A 16,738-nucleotide genomic window follows, 5' to 3' on the forward strand; every position below is an offset into this window, starting at 1 on the left:
TATGGGAAAACAGATCGTTAAAACGACGGCACACATCATTCAACAACTATACGGCAACGGAAATCTTAACAAAGCCGCCTTGGCGGGCATTAGAAATGCGACCTCAATTGAAAGTCCACAAGCTCAGGCAGTTTGGCCGATACTCATGGCGAATCTTGATGAGAATTGGCTAAGTACTACAGGCAAACCTACGAGGGCTGAAACGGCCATTTTTACGGCGGTTCGGCTATATGCTATTCATCAGCAAGGACAAACAAACTCAGTCTATGGACCAAGTTACGATAAGCAGGAAGATGGGGGTGTTCCACTTTTCACTGCTTTAGCGAGATTACGCCAGAATCCTGAGAATCAGGTTGCTCTGGATCGACGCGTGCAGAACTTGTTGGGAACGACCAATGTAGCAAGTGCACTCAATTCACTTAACCACATCGTGCCCATTTTGAAACAGCGAAACAGTGCTCAAAAAATTGATTATGCAAAATTAGCCGATGATCTCTATTGGTATCAAGTTGGCTATGAGCAGGCGAATGGTGTTCGACTTGTTTGGGGTCAGCAATATTATCAGAATTTAAATTTGAAAGCAGAAATTGAAGGGAAGTAAACTAAATGACAACTCAAAACCTATATGTAGATATCAACGTGTTACAAACTGTCCCATCTTCCAATATTAACCGTGATGATACTGGCGCACCGAAAACGGCTATCTATGGTGGGGTCACACGATCACGTGTATCATCGCAAAGCTGGAAAAAAGCAGTTCGAGATTACTTCAAGGATGCACACGTTGTAGCAAGCAGTCGAACGCTTGATGTTCCGAAGTTATTGGCAAATGCCTTAATGGCAACTGACTCATCTTTAGATGAAGATGCTGCAATTAAGAAATCGATTGAAGTGCTGAAATTAGGCGGTGTGAAAAACTTCAAAGATAATCGCACGAAGGCTCTTTTATTTGTAAGTCAAGGACAAATTGAAAAATTAGCAAGCTATGCCGTAAATAACGATAAACTTGATGCTAAGGAAATCAAGAAAGTGCTGAAAGGAAATCAATCCCTTGATTTGGCGCTCTTTGGACGAATGGTTGCCGATGAACCAGAATTAAATGTTGAAGGATCAGTTCAGGTTGCTCACGCTATTTCAACACATGAAATTATTCCTGAATTTGACTACTTTACCGCATCAGACGATGAGAATAAAACGACAAGTGGTGCCGCAATGTTAGGATCAAGTGAGTACAATTCTGCAACGCTGTATCGGTATGCCAATGTAAATCTCAACGAGTTGGTGCATAACATTGGTGAATCGGATGCAATTAACGGCGCAATGACGTTCATTAAACAATTTATTTTAACGATGCCGACCGGGAAGCAGAATTCCTATGCAAATAAAACAGTGCCAAATTACGTCATGGTTACTATCCGTCCTGATACGCCAGTTAATTTAGTCTCTGCGTTTGAGAACCCTGTTAAATCGCATAACGGATATGTGGAAGAATCAATTAGTCGGTTGGAAGCAGAATACCAGCGGACAGCAAAGTTTGTTGAGTCACCAATTTTAACCACAGTTTTAGGAAATGATGACACAACTATTGGCGACAAGATGACTAATTTATCGGACCTTCTTAACGAAGTCACTGAGCGCTTAACAAAGGCGGTGCAGGATGAAAACACTGACGATTAAATTAACATCACCACTTCAATCATATGGTGACGAGGCCACTTTTTTAAGACGAACGAGTGGTAGCTATCCTTCAAAGAGTGCCATTGTTGGTATGGTTGCTGCAGCATTGGGGTATTCAAGAGATGATGCGCGAATTCTCAAATTAAATGAGTTGGGTTTTGCAGTTAGAATTGACCAGGTCGGCGTTTCGTTGACTGACTTTCAAACAGTCGTTTGGAAAAAGGGGAAGGGTGGTACAAAAGTCTCGTATCGAGATTATTTGCAGGATGCGGTTTTTGTTGTTGCAATTGGCAGTGACGACGATGCATGGATCGACGCTATTCACTACGCACTGTTACACCCGCATTTCCAATTGTTCCTTGGGAGACGAGCTAATGTTCCAGCAGGCGTTCTCGAGACAGAACTGTTTTCAGATATTGATCCGGTTGCTGCCTTAAAAACCGTTCAGTGGCAAGCGGCAGATTGGTATCGAAAAAAGCATCGAAATCATTCGTCTATGATTTTGGATATTATTGCGGATGCTAATCTGATACCTACTAACAGAACACAACTGGTAAAGGACGAAGTCGGTTCTTTTGATCAACGAAATCGATACTTTGAATATCGCGGTATCGCCTTGGATTCAGTTGAAGTAACGAATAATAGATTTGAGGATAATAGAGACGATACTACCCATGATATTATGGGGAGCCTCTAGAAAGGAGTTCTTATGTATTTATCTCGAGTTGAGATTGACGTCAATAATCGGCGTAAAACTAAGGATCTAACACACTTAGGCGCCTATCATAACTGGATTGAACAGAGTTTTCCAGAAGAGATTGCTGCTAACGAAAGGCAACGGCATCTATGGCGCATTGATCAATTGAATGGGAAAAAGTATCTGTTGCTTCTAAGTCAAGAGGCACCTGATACAGAAGCGTTAGCGAGATATGGTGTTGGTGGTTCAGTTCAAACCAAATCGTATGATCAATTTTTGAACGGTATTAACGATGGCGAGTTGATGCGTTTTCGGCTAACTGCCAATCCGGTTCATGCGGTACCGCAACCAGGTAAAAATCAGCCTAAAATATATCCGCATATTAAGGTTGACCAACAAAAGGGATGGCTGATTAAGCGTGCCGATAAGTTAGGTTTTGAACTGATTAAGAAACAGCAAAGTGAAACCATTGAAGATGTGAATGATTTGGCCTTTGATATCGTTAGTCGCGATTGGCCAAGGCTTGCTCGCAAACAGAGCAGAGGTGCTAAGTTGAGTCGTGTGAGTTTTGAAGGTATGCTGCGGGTGACTGACGCTGTTACTTTTCGGCAAACGCTGGTAAATGGGATTGGGAAAGAAAAAGCATTTGGTATGGGGCTGATGACGGTGATTCCTGTTTGATTTTAGTGATGGTGAGTTGCAAGTTATAAAAAAACGGGTTTTCCACTTTTAGGAATGTTGATATGGCGGGATTTGTTTAGTGTATTCCCCACGCATGTGGGGGTGATCCTTCACGGGCCCTTGAAAGTGCGCAAACCCTCCGGTATTCCCCACGCATGTGGGGGTGATCCTATGACCACAGGACCCAGTTGTCATTATCGGCTGTATTCCCCACGCATGTGGGGGGTGATCCCTTGAACGTCAAGTCTTTCCACGCGTCCATGTCGTATTCCCCACGCATGTGGGGGTGATCCTAAGTCGAATTCCCCACGAAAAGACTCAATTGTGTATTCCCCACGCATGTGGGTGTGATCCCTTGCCGTTTGACCGTTCAGCCTCGTCACCGGTGTATTCCCCACGCATGTGGGGGTGATCCTCACTATCTCTTTCAGCAGTTCTCATCGGCTTGATATTCCCCACGCATGTGGGTGTGGTTCCATAAAGGACCTTGCAGACATTAAATATAATTTTCCTCCCTAAGGTGAATGAGAAGAAAACAGGATTGTGTTGATTTTCTAATTATCAGATGCATATATTAAGTGTTTTTCTATCCGTATATTCTTGATTATGTTTAAGGTTAACGGATTTAGCTTTTATTGAAGTTGGGCAGAACCAAATCACACTCAATATGACGCCCAACCATTTATGGCAAACCATTCAAACCCAATTCCGTTATCATTGACTAGAGAACAGAAATTTGCGTTATTATTGATAGTTGTATTTCTAATTATGTCGGCAGGATTGGACATAGATATGTTTGATTTCAAGGCTGACCAAGCATTTCGATATGGTCTTATTCGGCGGCCTCAAACACAGCTAACCGAGTTACAAGAAGCTTTTATAAAGGGAATTGGGCGGATTCAATAGGCAAATATAGGGGGAGATTATGACTAATCCAGTTACTGGCAATATTCAAATTAGAAATGAACACCCAAAGGACTATCGTAGCGTTGAAGAACTTATCCGGACTGCGTTCTGGAATGTATACACTCCCGGATGCTATGAGCACTATCTTGTGCACATCATGCGTGCTCATCCAGATTTCGTCACTAAACTGGATCTTGTGCTGACAGTAGACGATAAAATCGTTGGTAGCGTGATGTTCACAAAGGCTAAATTGATTGCTGAAAATGGCAAAATTAAGCAGGTTTTGACGCTTGGACCACTGGCAATTCATCCCGATTATCAGCGTTTAGGATTAGGGAAAAGATTGATTAATGAAGCGCTTGAACGGGCGCATAAACTTGAATTTGACACCGTTATTCTTATGGGTGCACCTAGTAATTACGTTGGTGCAGGATTTAAAAGTGCCATGAGGTACGATGTTTCAATGGGGCGTGATCAATACCTGACTGCGTTACTTGTTAAAGAACTGGTACCAGGAGTATTGGCTGGTCATCATTGGCATTTCGAAAGTAGTCCGGTTATGGATGTGGATATGAACGCTGTTGATGTTTTTGATCAGGAGTTTGATGCACTTCCCAAAGAATGGCGTCCAAGCCAAGAAGAATTTTATATTATTAGCCATTCTTATATGCAGAAGTAGTCACGAAAACTATTAAAATACTCGTCTCTTTTCGTGATTTATCGAAAGGCGACCAGTTTTTCTGACGATGTAAGGCTCAATATTAATACTAACAAAAAAACGGTGACCGACGCGCCAAGCGCCAGTCACCGTTTTTAAAATCCTACATATTCGCAACCGCATTCCGCCCAGAAAATGCCGCATACCCCGCAGTACTCCCTGGCAACGTCACTGCATAAGTATCCCCAACAAGCATCCCAGCAGCATCGTTACCAGCTGCAAACAGTCTAGGAACCGCATACCCATAATCATTCAAAACTTCATTATTATCGTTAACACGAATCCCGCCAAGTGCACAAGCCATCCCAACGCCCAGTTCGACAGCGTAAAATGGGCCATCAGCAACCGCAGTGAGGTAGTCGCGATTCTTCCCAAAATCAGTATCGGCACCGGTGCCAACTAGTGCGTTATATCGCGCCAAAGTGGCGGGTAATTTCGCAAGCCCAAGCTTTGAAGCCAGTTCATCGATACTATCAGCTTTAGTTAAATAAGGCGCGTGCTTTCCAAGATCAGCTTCGATCTCCTCAGGGAGTTTGTCCAGCGTATCAGGTGAAACAGGGGAGTTACCCACGATTTTATATAAGCCAACCTTAGCTAAGTGGTCGACAGCAGTCTGGTCAAAGATCGAGAACACGCGCGACTGGGTCAAAATGGCACTCCCAGCATGACACATGTTGTCGTTCACATCTTCATTCACAAACCGTTCGCCGCGTTCGTTGACCCATAAAATGGCCTCCTGCGTTGCGGCAGCCCCCAGCTGTGACATCATGTGGACAAATGGCGGTGTTTGCCGATCATAGATGGCCCCACCACCGTACTGGATGGCGCCCATGGAATAGTGTTGGGCACCGGCAGCCCAGGCGAGTTGCATGCCATCACCTGTTGACTTGCCGTCACTGACCGTCAATAGACGACCAACAAATGGCGTCCGTTTTTTCACTAATTCTGGATTATCGACGTAGCCGCCGGTTGCCAACAAAACGTTTGGGGCCGTTAGTTCCCGGTATTGGCCAGTCGCTTCATTCTTGATCACAAGACCGGAAATATGCCCGTTAGACTGCATCAGTCTTTGTGCACTGACACTCGTTACAAATTCAATCCCGAACTCGTCAGCTTTAGCCTTCAATTTCTCAATTGCTGCGTGGCCGCCGCCTTCAAACGTATGAATCGTTGGCCAACTTTTGCCTTGAGGACCGACCTTAGTAAACGACACCCCGAGTGACTGCAGCCAATCAATGGTGGCACCACTAGCGTCGATCAATTTCTTAAGGTGGGGTGCACTGGCTTCATAATGGGAATAGTTCAGCTCGTCTTGCAGCAGCTGCGTTTTGTCGATCGTAATACCGGCTTCTTTTTGCATAGCGCTATCTACACCCATCGCGCCCTCGACATAGTTGCCATCGCCACCCAGCGTTCGACCCTTTTCTAGCACAAGCGTTGTCAGATGCTTTTCGCCGGCTGCAACAGCCGCGGCGAGACCGCTTAGACCACCACCAACAATCACTAAGTCATAATCTGTTTTCTTTGGAAACATATCGGAAACCTCCCTTTAACCCTTCAGTCCAACGGATGCACCGCCATCGCTCAAGATCGTTTGACCGGTCATGAAGGTGGCTTCCGTGGCAACAAAGACATAGACCCTTTGCGAGCTCTTCAGTCGTTTCAAACCGCTTCATTGGCACAGTCGGTAACACGGCGTTCAAAAAGTCACCCTGCGTCAGCGGACTTTCGGTCAGTCCCGGTGCGATGCAATTGACACGAATATTCTGGGCGGCGTAGTCAACGGCAGCGGCCTGAGTCATGCCCATAATGCCGTTCTTTGCGGCATTGTAGGCACCCATACCACCGGGATTGTAGATGCTGCCGAGTGCGCCGGAGTTGACGATCGACCCGAAGCCCTGTTTTTCAAATAACTTGATCTCCGCGCGCATGCAAAGGAACGTGCCGCGCAAATCGAGATTAATGGTTTTGTCGAAATCCTCATCGGTCAATTCAGCGAATGGTTTCAAAACACCACCGCCTGCGTTATTCACGGCGTAATCTAAACGACCGAACTGGGACATGACCTTGGCCAGCGTGTCGTCAATACTGCTGGTGTCAGTCACATCCATGACTAAGCCGGTAATGGTGCCATCATAGTGGTCATCCAGCGTTTTAGCGACTTCTTCAACCTTGAGATTGTAGTCGGTCAGCACAACATCATTGCCTGCCTTCGCAAAGCCTTCACTAACAGCTAACCCGATACCCTGTGCGGCACCCGTAACTAACGCAACGTTATTTTTTGTCATGGTTATACCCTCCAAATTTTAAATTGACCAAGTATGACTTGCTCAATAGTTATCATTCGAGATAAGTGTAACCGATTACAAAATAGGTTGCGTAGACATAAAAAATAAAGTGTCTACTTAAAAATCAGGTAGACACTTCATTTTTATAGAATGGAGACGACGCCTTGCGACAGGGAAGTAGACGCCAACCGGATCATTTCATCCGTTGACACCTCATCATGCGTCAAAAACCAATTTAAAGTCGTGATCGTTGACGCCGCAAATAGGTCTGAAAAGTAGTCCAGTACCGGTGCAGACACCTGTCGTGATTTGCTGACCTCAGCGACAATAATCGTTTTAATGCGGTCTTGAAACTCGGTCAGTAAGTTGAAATCACCTTTTTGCACCTGCATCAGCAACTGCATCTGGTCCCGATGAACACTAATGAACTGCATGCCTTGTTGAACCGCTCGCTCATTTGCCGTGCCATTTTTCGTGATGGCCTGTGAGATACCAAGCAGGTATTCTCGAATAAGCGAAAAGAAAGCTTCTCGTGCAAGCTCGCTTTTATCTGAGTACAGCTGATAGAAGTAGGTACGCGTTAAATGGACGCGATTCATAAGCTGCGACACACTGATTTTATTGTAATCTTCGACTGCTAACAGGTCTAAAAAAGCAGTGATAAGATGATCTTCTGCTGTCATGATAGTCGCCTCACTTTAAATATAGTACTAGACAATCCTTGAATTAAATATGGACTGTATAGTGCTATCATACGTCCAAGTCAGCCACTACTGTCAAGTTAATTGTTACACAAAATTTAGATAGTGGTTGCGGGATCTTCAGCCGGCGTCCGTCGCGAGCGAGGTAGGCGAACCTTATTTTGACTATAAAGAATTAAAAATCCCATCCGATAATCTAAATTTTGTTTGCCGAAACTAAAATCATAATTCAGCAAAGTTTTAATTTTACCAATGCGATACAACAGCGTGTTGGGGTGAATGTGGAGATCGGCTGCCGCTCGTTTTGTATTCAGATCATCATACAAGTAAAAGTGCAGCGTATTCAGATAGTCAGTGTGATGGTCGTCATCGTATGCCATCAAATACTGCAAGTCAGGGTGCACATAGTCGGTGAGATTAACGCGGCCCTTCACCTGATCCACCAGTTCAAGTAGGGCAACGTCCTGAAAGAATAAAATGCGATCCGGCAGCGGCACTGTTACTGCATAGGCTTGTGTGGAAACGCATTGCTGATAGGCCACACTCGCTTGTTCAATTGTATTGAATGGTGCGCTAATGGTGATCGAGAAGTCGTACTTTTGTGCGTATTGATAGAGTGTGGCCAACGTGGCCTTCATTGTATTGAGAGGCTGCCCAGTACTACAGATTAAAATGAGACTGGTATTTTCAATGCAATAGCGCAGATCACCCAGCAAAGGCGTCAGCACTCGAAGGAAGTCCGTTACCATCAACGATTCGGGTGGCATCGCAAAGGTGATTCGGATGATGTAAGCAGAGACCTTAGGATCAAGACGCCAGTCCTTAAGTGTATCAGCGTTGATGGTCTGGCTATGGATGAGGTCCAACAGGGTGTTTGAAAAATAGGCGGCCGGCAGATTAGTCGCAAGCTTGTCGGCTGGTGCGGCAAGCGTTTCAATTTCATGAACTAACACGGTGCCGATGCGCCTTAATAGCCCAAAAGTATAAGCAGCCTGCTTTCTATCGGCAAGGGGTGTGGCAAACGTAAACCCGGGCTTAATGGTGATGGCTGCTAGCTGGGTGTTAGTCGTATCATTAAAAATCAGGCTGCCGGTGATGTCAGCTAGCGTCGGCAATAACCGGTGAATCACAGCTTGTGTCGACAGTCGTCCCAGTGAGCCATATGTGGACGAAATCACCAGTTCGTCATGCCGATCAAATAAGATCAGGGATTGATCAAGGTGGCGTGCGAAGACGTCCAGGTAGTTTTGAATCGGCAACTGGTCGGTTACGTCAGATTGAATGGATTCAAAAGTTTGGCTGGCAACATAGTCCCATTGAAGAGCTCCTTGAACCTTGTCCTTTAGCGTGGTGAGGGCATACGGGAGGTCCAAATAAAGTGTATTGTCTGGGCCAGTATTTCCATCTTGGACAAGTCGAAGATAGCACGGCGTGTCGTTATTAATTGTGTGAAGCGTTAAACAACTTTGCGAGATATCCAGGTCAGCATCAAAAAAGTTGGTCGTTAAAAGGGCCGGATTTTTAAATTTTATTGTGGGATTACCTAAACTTGCTATCAGGTCATTGATACGCATTGTTATCACTATCCTTAGTTAAAGTGTTATTAAACTGATCCTTTTAACGTGAAATATTGTGAGATTGCCCAATGAAAATAAAGCGCATACAAATTATAGTTAAAAGTAAAATAAAATACAATCTAAATCATCTCAACCTTCTCCAGAGCATGCCGTGCACTGCTGACTGGAATTCATTTTGCCAACTCTGCCAACAGTCTTAAAGCCCACTAAGCGCGCTCAAGAAGGCCAGTTGATTTAAGAATCGTTCATTTAGGAGGCGTCATCATGAAAGATGGAAGTTATCAAGCAAAGGGCCAGGGACAAGACGGTGAATTAACGGTTAAGGTAACCGTGACTGACGGTACTTTGGCGCAGGTGGAAGTTGTTGAGAATCATGAGACCCCTGGCGTTTCTAGCAGGGCACTGACTGACATTCCTAAACGCATCGTTGACCACCAAACGTATGACGTGGACGTGATTTCCGGGGCGACCAAAACGTCAACCGGGATCTCGAATGCTGTGAAGTCGGCCCTAGCCCAAGCAAACGCAGGAACCGCTTTTAGCCAACATGTTTCAGAGGTTTCCGCCAGTGATGCTCCGGTCGAACAGCTCACTGCCGACCTTGCCATTATCGGCGCTGGTCCAGCTGGTCTTGCTGCGGCGGTGGCGGCCGGTGAACACGGGCTGAAGACCGTTGTATTTGAAAAAAATGGCGTGGCTGGTGGCACCGCCAACATGGGCATGGGACCGCTGGGCATCGACACCGATATTCAACGGCAGGGATTCAATGACATCTCTGTCCCAGAAGCCCTGGAAGAACACATGACATACACCCACTACCGGGTTGATGAAGATCTTGTCCAGACCTACTTTAACCTCTCGGCCGATACGATCAAGTGGCTGCAGGACATGGGCGTGCAGTTTGCGGGGGCTTTCAAGTATTTCAAAGAATCCAACGCGACCTGGCATGTGGTTCAGCCCGATGATGGCAGCCAACCAGGTCCGGGTGCAGCTGCGGATATGAATAAACACCTCAAGGCACGCGCAGAAAAACTGGGTGCGACCTTCTATCTTGAAACACCAGCGACTAGCATTACGACTGCTGACGGCAAAATCACAGGGATCACGGCGCAAGCCAACAATGGTCAGCAGTATGCAGTCACTGCTTCAGCGGTTTTAGTTGCCACGGGTGGTTTTGGTTCCAGTAAGCAGATGTTGCATGACGAGTTGGGATTGAATTTAAACGAAGATTTCTTTACTTTCAACGTGCCTGGAATCGAAGGCGACGGTCTGCGGATGATGTGGCAGGCCGGCGCAAACAAGGATACTACCTCTGAAACCGTGGAAACAATTTACCTGCTGCCCGACAACTTTCAGTACTTCAACTCCGATGCTGCCCTCCGTCAGCCGAACCTCCTGATCAATCAACGTGGCGACCGGTTCATGAATGAGGGCGACATGGGCAACACCACCTACACGGGGAATGCACTTCGGTTACAACCGGGAAATTATGGCTACTGTGTGATGGATCAATCACTGCTGGATGACTATAAGGCAAACGGCCCAGCAATTGCCGATATTGTGCATCCTGCCAGTTGCTTCGATGACGCGGAAGGCGAGATTGAAAAAGCCCAAGCCAACAATTACGAGGGCATCATTGTGGCCGATACGCTATCAGAACTAGCTGAGAAATTAGGGATTAATGAAACAAAGCTGCAGCAAACCATTGATGATTATAACCAACTTTGTGTTCAGAATTTGGATACTCAGTTCCACAAACCGGCTAAGTTTTTAAAGCCTATTCGTGGCAATGGCTGTTACATTGTCGGAAAGTACTTTACCGGCGCGTACTCAACATTGGGCGGCATTCGGACGAATAAGTTTGGTGAAGTCTATGCAGATGCAACCCATGCTGTTCCAGGGTTGTACAGTGCCGGACAAGATGCCAATACCATCTACGGTGACAGCTACAACTTCACGCTGCCAGGTAATTCAATGGGATTTGCCGTGAACTCCGGTCGGATGGCCGCTAATGGAATTGCTGCGTATTTGAATGAGCGTTCTAGTAAAGCTGCTGTTAAGGTTTAAGTAAATTTGATAAGTTATTGGAGGAGAGATAATTATGAGTGAAGCGCTAAGTACTGAACAACCAGGTGTTATTAAATATCCGCATTTGTTTAAGCCAGTCACGATTCGTGGCAATGTTTATAAGAACAGAATGATAGCAGCTCCGACAATGTTCATGCATGCGAGTTACTTTATTCCGAAAATGCGAGAAAATATCTATCGAATGGTAGAACAGCGGGCTGCAGGTGGCTTTGGCTGTGTTTCAACTGGAGAAATGCCGCTAAATTTTGAAGAAGCGCGAACGTTGTTTCAGAAACGAAAAATTGATTTCACAAAGTATTCAGGTCCTGATTTTGAAATTGCTAAAGAATATGCCGATCGTATTCACGCTAAAGGTGCGATTGCCTATATGGAATTTTCCCACGAAGGAAGTCAGGCTGCAGAAGCTAAGGAACCTTGGGGCCCAGAGGATATGACCAGAGACGATGGCGTCAAAGTGAAGGGCATGGATGAAGAAATGATGGCAAAAGTTTGCAACGATTTTTACCAGATTTCTCGATTTGCAAAAAAGTGCGGATTTGATGGTGTGATGCTGCATGGTGGTCATGGATTTTTATTACAACAATATATCTCGCCGTGGACCAATCACAGAACTGATGAGTACGGCGGCAGCATGGAAAATCGAGCACGTTTTCCAAAACGGATTCTGGAAGCTTGTCGTCACGGTATTGGCGAAGACGGCATTTTAGAGTTAAGGTTCTCTGCAGAAGATGGTGTTCACGGAGGTATGAAAATTAACGATACTGTGGCTTTCTGTCAAGAAATTGATGGAATGGCAGATATTCTCCATATCTCAAATGGTCTAAAGTGGCTTGGCAATCAAACTAAGACGTTCTCCTCTTTCTTGGATCCTCATGGTTTGAATGTTGAATACGCGGCCAAGGTCAAGGCAGCGGTTAAAAAATCTTATGTAGCGACTATTGGTGGATTTAACGGCCCTGAACTTGCCGAAAAAGTAATTGCTGAAGGAAAGGCAGATTTTATTGAATTCGGGCGACAGTGTTTTGCTGATCCGGCAATGCCAAATAAGGCACTACAGGGCAAGGAAGATGAGATTCGCCGGTGTATTCGGTGTTTCGTCTGTTATCCAGGATTTTGTGAACATCCGACCGATATTCCGTTAGCTCAGAAAATTGGTCCAGAAAAGGCTGCAAAAATTTATTCACCAATGTCTATGGGGCAGTGTACGGTTAATCCAGAAAGTGGGTTTGACTTTAATCCAGACGCTTTTCCGAAACCAAAATCAGTTCATAAAGTGCTCATTATTGGTGGCGGTGTTGGTGGATTGCAAGCGGCGATTACAGCGCGACAGCGTGGGCACAAGGTCGTACTTGTTGAGCAACAAGATAGATTGGGCGGCACTGTTAATTTTACTGATGTTGATGAAGATAAAATAGATTTGTGTAATGCTAAAAATGTGATTATTAAGCAAGCCCAAGAAAGTGGTGCTGAAATACGCTTAAATACTAAAGCAAATGCTGACTTGATTGCTAAAGAAGCGCCAGATGATGTCATTATTGCTGTCGGTGCCCATTCGGTTGTTCCAAAAATAGATGGTATTGAAAAGGCGACACAGGCAATCGATGCGTACGCTAAAATTGATCAAATTGAAAGAAATGTCGTCATTGTCGGTGGTGGGCTAGTTGGTTGTGAGGTTGGCCTGCATTTAGCCCGACATGGGAAGGCTGTTACCATAGTTGAAATGAAGGATATGATGGCTGATGAAACGTTCGGCTATTATCGAAATGCGCTGTTAAATGAAATGGATCATCGTGGCATGAAACAGATACTTAGCGCTAAATGCCTGGCTTTTACTGATGACGGCGTTTTGATTGAAAAAGACGGTCAAAAACAATTAGTAAAGGCTGATTCAATGTGTTTCTCGATGGGCATGCATTCCAACGAGGATGAGGTTACCGAATTGAAAGCAGCATCCGGTGAAGCTGATGCATGGGTTATTGGTGATGCTAAACATGCTGGAAAAGTATATGACGCGGTTAAAGGTGGCTATATGACCGCCATGAAAATTATTTAAAGACTCAAGATGCAACCCCCAAAATGACACCGTGGACGACACCGGTTGCCATGGCGGGGGTTCGCTTGTCGATAGATGTGGATAGGGAGGTATTTCTATGACGAAGCAGATTAAAAGCCCATTTATGGTCGTATTGGGTGTTTTAGTCATTAATTTTTTAGGCTTGTTTTCAGAAACGGCACTTAACATTGCGCTGCCTCAGATTGGAAAAAGCTTTAATGTGAGTTCCGGTCAAACGCAGTGGCTGATCCTTGGTTACACCATGGTGATTGGAATCGTTTTGCCGCTCACAACCTTGATTTCGCGTTGGGTCAAAGCAAAAATCATTTTGGCGGTTGCCTCAGTGATCTTTATTTTAGGCTCTGTGATTGCTGCGCTGGCACCTAGTTTTACCTGGCTGTTTATTGGTCGGACGATTCAGGGTATCAGCACTGGCTTATTCATGCCGCTATTGTTTGCGGTGACACTGTTAGTGTATCCAAGTGATAAGCTTGGCTCGGCCATGGGAATCATCGCGGTCGTTATGAACTTTGCCCCCGCCATTGGCCCCTCGCTTTCTGGCGTTATCGTTAATTATTTGTCGTGGCGCTGGATTTTTATCATCTTTGTGCCGATTTCAATTATTGCGCTGATCCTGATTCTCATGACGGTGCCAGATGTCATTAAACAAACGAAACCCAAAGTAGATCTGTTATCCGTCCTGTATTCGATTCTTGGTTTTGGGTTACTGATTACCGCAGTTGGGATGTTCAGCAACTTTGGATTTGAAAACGTTGGCCTTTATGTATTACTGATTGTTTCGATCATTTTTGTCATCATTTACGTGCGCCGTCAGTTAAGAATAGCCACGCCTGTGTTGAATTTTCGCATTTTTAAGTCACGAAAGTATACGATTGCAGCCATTATTGCGGGCCTTAATTTTGCGATGGTCATGGCCGCAATGTATATTATTCCGCAAATGTTGCAGAGTGGGTTGCGATTTTCTGTCAGTGAGGCGGGGTTGATCTTGTTGCCAGCGGGCTTGGTGAATGCGTTTGTTTCTTTATTGGCGGGTCATCTCTACGATGCGTTTGGGGCGAAACGACTTGTGCGCATCGGTGCCATTATGGCGTTGATTGGGATTTTACTGCTCCTTAGAGTGACCGCATCCTCATCGCTTTGGTATGTCATTATTGTGGATATTATTTTGATGGCGGGGTCTGGTTTACTGCTATCACCAGCGCAAAGTTACGGCCTAGGTGATTTAAGCGGCACAGATTCCAATGATGGCAGTACCATCATGAACACCCTGCAACAAGTGTTTGGTGCGTTATCAGTGTCGATTGCAACGACTTTTCTGATCATCGGCCAACATGCCAGCACCAGCACGAATGCTGCAACCACCTATATGTCAGGGGCGCACATGTCGTTTTTATGGGTAACGGTATTGATGATCTGCCTGACATTCTTTGCGTTTAAGATCGTGGCGGAAAAGAAAGACTAAAGGAGATCTTTAAAATGGCTAAAGTTCAATTAGTAGGCATCGTCGGCAACAACGCACCGTTTTCATACAACCGAATGCTGCTCAGTTTTATGCAGCAGCATTTTAATGACCAGATTACGCTGGACATTTGCGAGATAGATGACATTCCGTTGTTTAATGAGTCTCATTTAGCGGCGGTACCGGATGCTGTGGCTACGCTGAGTTTAAAAATCAAGGCAGCGGATGGTGTGATCATTGCCACACCCGAATATGATCATGCGATTCCAGCCTGCCTCAAAAGCACAATTGAATGGCTGTCGGTTTATGAACACGCGTTGTCCACAAAGCCCGTGATGATCGTTGGCGCCTCGCTTGGTGTGCAGGGAACGGCCCGTGCTCAGGACAATCTCCGGCAGATTTTAAACTCTCCTGGCGTGAACGGGTTCGTGATGCCCGGTTTCGAATTTTTGCTGAACTGTGCAAAAGATAAGTTCGATGAAGAAGGGACGTTGACAGATTTTAGTACGGTGAAGTTTTTACGGGATTGCGTTGACCATTTTCTGGTGTTTGTGCGGGAGAATGAGAAGGCATTTGCGAGTGAAAACAGATAAGTGTTTTGCGTAGTTATGAAAGAAATAGTAAAGGGGTTTTATGATGCGTGAAGGCTACGGCGCAAGTCATAACTTCACGCTTTTAGGTTTTAATTATTAATGCTATGGGAAATCCCCAAGGACACGTTTGACTTTGCACATTTTTGGATCGATTAGTTATTGTCTTCTAATAAGCAATGGCGATTTTTGGCGGGAAAACTATGAGGTTGCGGCAATAATAGTAAAAAAAATCATACATCCAAATTTAAACTTCCATTTTTCATAAATTTAGTGCATAATTTTAAACATCGCTGACTTATCAAACATCTAATGATAGCCAGTAGAAAAGTGTAGAGGATTGGATTGGAAAAGTGAGTAGGAGAAGCAGTTGGACGTTTGTTTTGGGGCTATCACTGATGGTTGGAATAGTAGCACTTTGCACAACGCCTAGTGTGCAGGGGCAAGCCGCAACCATCTCAGTTAAGGATTATAGTGCATCACACCCGATGATTATTTCACATCGCGGCAGCCCGTTAAAATTTCCGGAGCACAGTTTTGCGGGGTATAACTACGCGATGGCCCATGGTGGCCACTTCATGGAGCAGGACATCATTTTAAGCAAGGATGGCCAGCTGGTGGATTCGCACGATAATAATCTGCACCGAACGTTGGGCCATAATATCGATATAACAAAGTCAACGCTCAAACAAGTGGATCGGTATAAATTTAAGAATGGTGAACGCCTGCATACTTTGGGGCAACTATTTGACCATTATCACCAGCGGACGAACTACGTCATTGAGACGAAGAAGACGGCGCAAGGTCACTACAAGTTAGAAAAGGAAATTATCAAGACGATAAAGGCACACCACGAAAAAGATAACGTCGTGTTGCAATCGTTTAGCATTAACAGCTTAAAATACATGCACAAACGGTTACCTGGTGTTCCTGAAATGGCCTTGGTTAACGGGCCAGACTCAACGAAATTGAAACGGATCGTGCCAAAGCTTCCCAGATATATCAATATAGTCGCCTTCTACATTCCAGGCGACACCACGTCAAACGTCAAGCTGTGTCGTAAGTATCATAAGCTACCGGCAGCCTATGTGCTGGATAGTGACAAGCAGTTGGACAATGGATATAAGACTGGTTTAGGCGGGCTCTTTACGGATAATACAGCTAAAACCGAAGTCTTCTATCATCGAATTGCGAAGAAACCGGAATTATTGACTCAATAGGGTTAACAGGTTTATCACAATCGCAGGAGTCTATCCATACAAAAAACGCACCCGAAGAAATT

14 protein-coding genes are annotated in these 16,738 nt (G+C 45.1%); 10 read left to right on the plus strand and 4 right to left on the minus strand.

The genetic code is table 11. The features are described from left to right. The first annotated feature begins 1 nt into the window (after nucleotide 1). From casB to AYR61_RS06940, 5 genes are all read left to right on the plus strand, one after another. Entirely contained in the window at nucleotides 2-601 is a 600-nt protein-coding gene (casB, locus tag AYR61_RS06915) for a type I-E CRISPR-associated protein Cse2/CasB (protein WP_065902294.1), read from the plus strand. 5 nt (nucleotides 602-606) lie between these two features. Continuing rightward, nucleotides 607-1,677 (plus strand): type I-E CRISPR-associated protein Cas7/Cse4/CasC, encoded by a 1,071-nt coding sequence (gene cas7e, locus AYR61_RS06920; protein ID WP_065902295.1) that lies wholly within the window; start codon nucleotides 607-609, stop codon nucleotides 1,675-1,677. After that, a complete protein-coding gene (cas5e, locus tag AYR61_RS06925; RefSeq protein ID WP_065902297.1) occupies nucleotides 1,658-2,374 on the plus strand; it encodes a type I-E CRISPR-associated protein Cas5/CasD in 717 nt (238 codons plus the stop codon). The genes cas7e and cas5e overlap by 20 nt, the downstream gene beginning before the upstream one ends. A gap of 12 nt (nucleotides 2,375-2,386) precedes the next feature. Further along, nucleotides 2,387-3,055 (plus strand): type I-E CRISPR-associated protein Cas6/Cse3/CasE, encoded by a 669-nt coding sequence (gene cas6e / locus AYR61_RS06930; RefSeq protein ID WP_065902299.1) that lies wholly within the window; start codon nucleotides 2,387-2,389, stop codon nucleotides 3,053-3,055. A gap of 925 nt (nucleotides 3,056-3,980) precedes the next feature. Beyond that, nucleotides 3,981-4,640, plus strand: coding sequence for a GNAT family N-acetyltransferase (locus AYR61_RS06940; protein WP_065902303.1), 660 nt, complete (start codon nucleotides 3,981-3,983; stop codon nucleotides 4,638-4,640). A 142-nt stretch (nucleotides 4,641-4,782) separates the two neighbouring features. Here AYR61_RS06940 and AYR61_RS06945 read toward each other — a convergent pair whose 3' ends face one another. The 4 genes from AYR61_RS06945 to AYR61_RS06960 all read right to left on the minus strand — a co-directional run bounded on the left by AYR61_RS06945 (nucleotide 4,783) and on the right by AYR61_RS06960 (nucleotide 9,242). After that, nucleotides 4,783-6,213, minus strand: a complete 1,431-nt coding sequence (locus AYR61_RS06945) for an FAD-dependent oxidoreductase (RefSeq protein ID WP_065902305.1) — start codon at nucleotides 6,211-6,213, stop codon at nucleotides 4,783-4,785. Beyond that, on the minus strand, nucleotides 6,188-6,967 hold the full coding sequence (locus AYR61_RS06950) for an SDR family NAD(P)-dependent oxidoreductase (RefSeq protein WP_225356460.1): 780 nt from the start codon (nucleotides 6,965-6,967) through the stop codon (nucleotides 6,188-6,190). The genes AYR61_RS06945 and AYR61_RS06950 overlap by 26 nt, the downstream gene beginning before the upstream one ends. A gap of 143 nt (nucleotides 6,968-7,110) precedes the next feature. After that, nucleotides 7,111-7,650, minus strand: a complete 540-nt coding sequence (locus AYR61_RS06955) for a TetR/AcrR family transcriptional regulator (RefSeq protein WP_065902307.1) — start codon at nucleotides 7,648-7,650, stop codon at nucleotides 7,111-7,113. 116 nt (nucleotides 7,651-7,766) lie between these two features. Further along, on the minus strand, nucleotides 7,767-9,242 hold the full coding sequence (locus tag AYR61_RS06960) for a PucR family transcriptional regulator (RefSeq protein ID WP_065902309.1): 1,476 nt from the start codon (nucleotides 9,240-9,242) through the stop codon (nucleotides 7,767-7,769). A 267-nt stretch (nucleotides 9,243-9,509) separates the two neighbouring features. Here AYR61_RS06960 and AYR61_RS06965 point away from each other — a divergent pair, with 267 nt between their 5' ends. The 5 genes from AYR61_RS06965 to AYR61_RS06985 all read left to right on the plus strand — a co-directional run bounded on the left by AYR61_RS06965 (nucleotide 9,510) and on the right by AYR61_RS06985 (nucleotide 16,676). After that, nucleotides 9,510-11,312 (plus strand): FAD-dependent oxidoreductase, encoded by a 1,803-nt coding sequence (locus tag AYR61_RS06965; protein WP_083215514.1) that lies wholly within the window; start codon nucleotides 9,510-9,512, stop codon nucleotides 11,310-11,312. A 34-nt stretch (nucleotides 11,313-11,346) separates the two neighbouring features. After that, a complete protein-coding gene (locus tag AYR61_RS06970) occupies nucleotides 11,347-13,386 on the plus strand; it encodes an oxidoreductase (RefSeq protein ID WP_065902311.1) in 2,040 nt (679 codons plus the stop codon). A gap of 97 nt (nucleotides 13,387-13,483) precedes the next feature. Beyond that, on the plus strand, nucleotides 13,484-14,869 hold the full coding sequence (locus tag AYR61_RS06975) for a DHA2 family efflux MFS transporter permease subunit (RefSeq protein WP_065902313.1): 1,386 nt from the start codon (nucleotides 13,484-13,486) through the stop codon (nucleotides 14,867-14,869). 14 nt (nucleotides 14,870-14,883) lie between these two features. After that, the gene (locus AYR61_RS06980) at nucleotides 14,884-15,459 is read left to right on the plus strand and encodes an NADPH-dependent FMN reductase (RefSeq protein ID WP_065902315.1); all 576 of its coding nucleotides are present in this window, start codon (nucleotides 14,884-14,886) and stop codon (nucleotides 15,457-15,459) included. A gap of 395 nt (nucleotides 15,460-15,854) precedes the next feature. Continuing rightward, complete coding sequence (locus AYR61_RS06985; protein ID WP_065937602.1) at nucleotides 15,855-16,676, plus strand: glycerophosphodiester phosphodiesterase; 822 nt, start codon at nucleotides 15,855-15,857, stop codon at nucleotides 16,674-16,676. Nucleotides 16,677-16,738 lie beyond the last annotated feature (62 nt).

It is taken from the genome of Secundilactobacillus paracollinoides (genome assembly GCF_001702155.1).
GTDB lineage: Bacteria > Bacillota > Bacilli > Lactobacillales > Lactobacillaceae > Secundilactobacillus > Secundilactobacillus paracollinoides.